Annotated in this window: 5 protein-coding genes; 2 read left to right on the top strand and 3 right to left on the bottom strand. The window is 64.5% G+C overall.

All coding sequences use genetic code 11. The annotated features are described in order from the left end of the window. The coding region (locus RKP46_RS13820) for an OmpA family protein (protein WP_311107165.1) at positions 1-443 on the top strand (443 nt) is incomplete at its 5' end. 62 nt (positions 444-505) lie between these two features. Here the strand turns inward: RKP46_RS13820 and RKP46_RS13815 are convergent. After that, positions 506-871 (bottom strand): carboxymuconolactone decarboxylase family protein, encoded by a 366-nt coding sequence (locus RKP46_RS13815; protein WP_311107164.1) that lies wholly within the window; start codon positions 869-871, stop codon positions 506-508. A gap of 14 nt (positions 872-885) precedes the next feature. Here RKP46_RS13815 and RKP46_RS13810 point away from each other — a divergent pair, with 14 nt between their 5' ends. After that, positions 886-1,476, top strand: coding sequence for a hypothetical protein (locus RKP46_RS13810; protein WP_311107163.1), 591 nt, complete (start codon positions 886-888; stop codon positions 1,474-1,476). 76 nt (positions 1,477-1,552) lie between these two features. On the opposite strand, the gene RKP46_RS13805 is transcribed toward RKP46_RS13810, so the two are convergent. Together RKP46_RS13805 and RKP46_RS13800 are read right to left on the bottom strand one after the other, a co-directional pair. After that, positions 1,553-2,839 (bottom strand): serine/threonine-protein kinase, encoded by a 1,287-nt coding sequence (locus RKP46_RS13805; RefSeq protein WP_311107166.1) that lies wholly within the window; start codon positions 2,837-2,839, stop codon positions 1,553-1,555. A gap of 1 nt (position 2,840) precedes the next feature. After that, a partial coding sequence (locus RKP46_RS13800; protein ID WP_311107162.1) for a lyase family protein occupies positions 2,841-3,490 on the bottom strand: 650 nt, incomplete at its 5' end.

Below are 3,490 nucleotides of genomic sequence, written 5' to 3'. Positions count from 1 at the left end.
TGTGGTCGCAGCACATGCAGCAGCAGAAGGCAGCGATGGAGCAGGCGACACGCGGTACCGGCGTCGGCGTCTCGCAGACCACCGACAATCAGCTCAAACTCGATATTCCCAGCGATGTTTCCTTCGACGTGGGCCGCGCCGACATCAAGCCGAACATGGCGCCAGTGCTCGATCGTCTCGCCGCCAGCCTGGCGCAGCACCCGGTGACGATGGTCAGGATCATCGGCCACACTGACAGCACCGGCAGCGACTCGATCAACGAACCGCTTTCGGTGAACCGTGCGGCGGCGACGCGCGACTATCTGGTGGCGCGCGGTGTCGGTGGCAGCCGCATCGCGATCGACGGCCGTGGAGCGCGCCAGCCGGTTGCCGACAACGCGACGGCGGGCGGACGCGCGATGAACCGCCGGGTCGAAATCTTCATCGGCGAAGCAGCGCGCTGAACCGGCCTGGCTGCGCGCCTGGCGCGTGCGGGTCAGCGGCCTGGCGCTTGGCGCGGGTCTGCTCAGGCACCGCCAGCGGCCGCTTTGCCGGCGGTGAATTCCTCGTAGGCGCGCACTGCTTCAGCGGCGTACATCAGCGCCGGTCCGCCGCCCATGTAGGTGCACACGGCCAAGGTTTCCATCAGTTGTTCGCGGCTGACGCCGAGGCGGATCAGCGCCTTGACGTGAAAACCGACGCAAGCGTCGCAGCGGCTGGTGACGCCGATCGCCAGCGCGATCAGTTCCTTGTCGAGGGCGGAAAGCACGCCGGGCGACAATGCTGCCTTGGCCAGAGCGTTGAAACCCTGGATGGTTTCCGGAATGTCGTGGCGTAGCGTACCCAGTGCCTTCGAGACATCGTGCGTGATGGTGGAAAAAGACTTGCTCATCGTCGAGGCTTCCATTGAATAAGAAAAATCTAATATACATTAGCCGTTGCCTGTCGGCAACCGTCGGCCGCTTGCGCCGTGCGCGGGCGCGCCGGCGCTGCACGCTACTGCTCGCCGGTGCGCTGCTGCTCGTTGGCTGTGCTGGCTACAGCGGTAGCGGGCTGCAACCGGGGGTGTCGACGCTGGCCGATGTTCTGGCGCTGATGGGCAGTCCGACGCTTGCCTGGCGCGATGCCGACGGGAGCGAGCAACTGGCGTTTGCCCGCGGCCCGGCGGGAACGCAGACGTTCATGGTTTTTATCGCGCCGGATGGCCGCCTGCGCGCCCGGCAAGGCGTGCTCGACAGCGAGCACTTCGCGCGCATCGTCGCGGGCCGCAGCAACCAGGACGCGGTGCTGCGGCTGATTGGTCCGCCGGTGGCACAATGGACGGCCTATTTTCCGGCGCGCAACGAGTTGGTCTGGGAGTGGCGCTTCTGCGATAGCTGGAACCAGGTGGCGCGTTTCTCAGTACTCTTCGACGCCACCACCGGCATCGTCCGGACGACCCAGCAGCAGCAGGAGTTGGCCGGTTTTGACGGCGTGGCGCCGTTCTGCGGGCATTAGCCCGAGAGCGGTGCAGGCCATTCGGGCCTCCGCAAGACTCGCGCTGCCAGATCGCGGCCGCGCGCGGCAAGGCGTGTCAGAACGAGACCAGGCGAATGTTGGCCGAGGTCAGACGCTGGCTGAGGACGGTCAGGAAGGATTGGTAGAAATGCATGCGGCAGGCATCGGACGATTTGCGCAGTGCTTCTCCGGTGATCGTCACCAGCTTGACTTCGGTCAGCGTGATGATATCGGCCGCGCGCCGCGCAGCGGCGTTGCCGAGCACCGCCATTTCGCCGAAGCAGTCGCCGCTCGACAGCACGTCGAGAATCACGCCGTTCTTGAGTACCTTCAATTCGCCTTCGGCAACGAAGAAGAAGCAATCGCCCGCTTCTCCGTCCCGGATCACCGCGCTGCCCGGGGCGACTGTGCTCCAGCGCGCGAAACGCAGCGCTTCCCAGATTTCGACGTCGGAAAACGCAGCAAAAAAGGGAAACGAACGCAGCGTGTCGAACTTCTCCGAATCAGCGAGCTGATCGCGCGCCATCGTCAGTTGCCGCTCGCGGAAGGTGCGCGCCAGATCGTGCGAGAACTCCGGCCAGCTTGCGTAGCGCGCCCCGACGTCCTTGTGCATGGCGCGCGCGACGATCGCTTCCAGCGCCGGCGGGATACCGCTGCGCAATGACGATGGCCTGGCCGGTTCGCTGTTGATGATCTGATAGATCATGTCGTAGCTGTTGCGCGCCTGAAACGGCAGTCGCCCGGTGAGCAACTGGTACATGACGACGCCGAGCGAATAGATGTCGGTCTGCTGGTCGAGCGTCTGCTCCTTTACCTGCTGTGGCGACATGTAGGCTGGCGAGCCGATGCCCAGGACCAGCGTACGATCGGGCGCGCCGGTGATGGCAGCGCCGAAGTCGGAAACCTTGATGTCGCCGAGCAGCGGATCGGTGCTGGCAAACAGGATGTTCGCCGGCTTGATGTCGCGATGAATGATCCCGGCGTGTACGGCGAAGTCGAGCGCGCGCGTACACTTGAAGATGATCTCGACGACGCGTTCGATCGGCAGCAGACGGTCCGGCGTGCAGACGGCTTCCAGCGTTCCGCCCGGAACGTACTCCATGACGATATAGCAGATATTGTCGTCGACCACTGCGTCGTGCGTCTGCACGATGTGCGGGTGCTGCAGTTTGCCGATGAGCGCTGCTTCGTTGAGGAACTGGTGCGAATACAGCCGGCCGCGCACGGGGTCCTTGAGAACGCCCGGAAAAGCCATCTTGATCGCCACCCGACGTTGTGTGAAGGGATCGTGCGCCAGGTGTACCGTCGAGGTTGCCCCGCGTCCGATCTCGCAGAGCAGTTCGTATTTGCCGATCTTGTCCATCTTATCCATCAGCGCGATCAGTTGCGTCAGGCAGCGCGCGGCGGGCGCGGGCAATCGCCGCCAGCACCTGTGTGGGCGCCGTTCCACCCGGGTGCTGGCGTGCGGCCAGCGAGCCGTCGATGCTCAGCAGTTGATCGACGTCATCCTCGACCAGAGGAGAAAAGGCCTGCAGTTCGGCCAGCGGGAGCTGTGCCAGATCGACCCCCAGTTCTTCCGCGCGCCGCACGGCGCGGCCGACCACGGCGTGCGCATCACGGAAAGGCAGGCCACGGCGGGTCAGGTAATCGGCCAGATCGGTTGCCGTGGCGTATCCCTGAAGCAAAGCCTCGCGCATGTTGGCGGGCTGCGTGGCGATTCCCGGGATCAGTTCGACAAAGACGCGCAGGGTGTCGGTCAGCGTGTCGACGGTATCGAAGAGCGGCTCCTTGTCTTCCTGATTGTCCTTGTTGTAAGCCAGCGGCTGGCCTTTCATCAGGGTGAGCAAGGCGATCAGATGGCCAAAGACGCGACCGCTCTTGCCGCGCGCGAGTTCGGGCACGTCCGGGTTCCTCTTCTGCGGCATGATCGAGCTGCCGGTGCAGAAACGATCGGCGATGCGGATGAAGCCGAAACGCGGGTTCATCCAGAGGACGAGTTCTTCCGCCAGGCGTG

It is taken from the genome of Accumulibacter sp., from assembly GCF_031732815.1.
GTDB lineage: Bacteria > Pseudomonadota > Gammaproteobacteria > Burkholderiales > Rhodocyclaceae > Accumulibacter.
The sequence above is the reverse complement of the archived record's forward strand: the minus strand, read 5'-3'. Positions and strand labels throughout refer to the sequence as shown.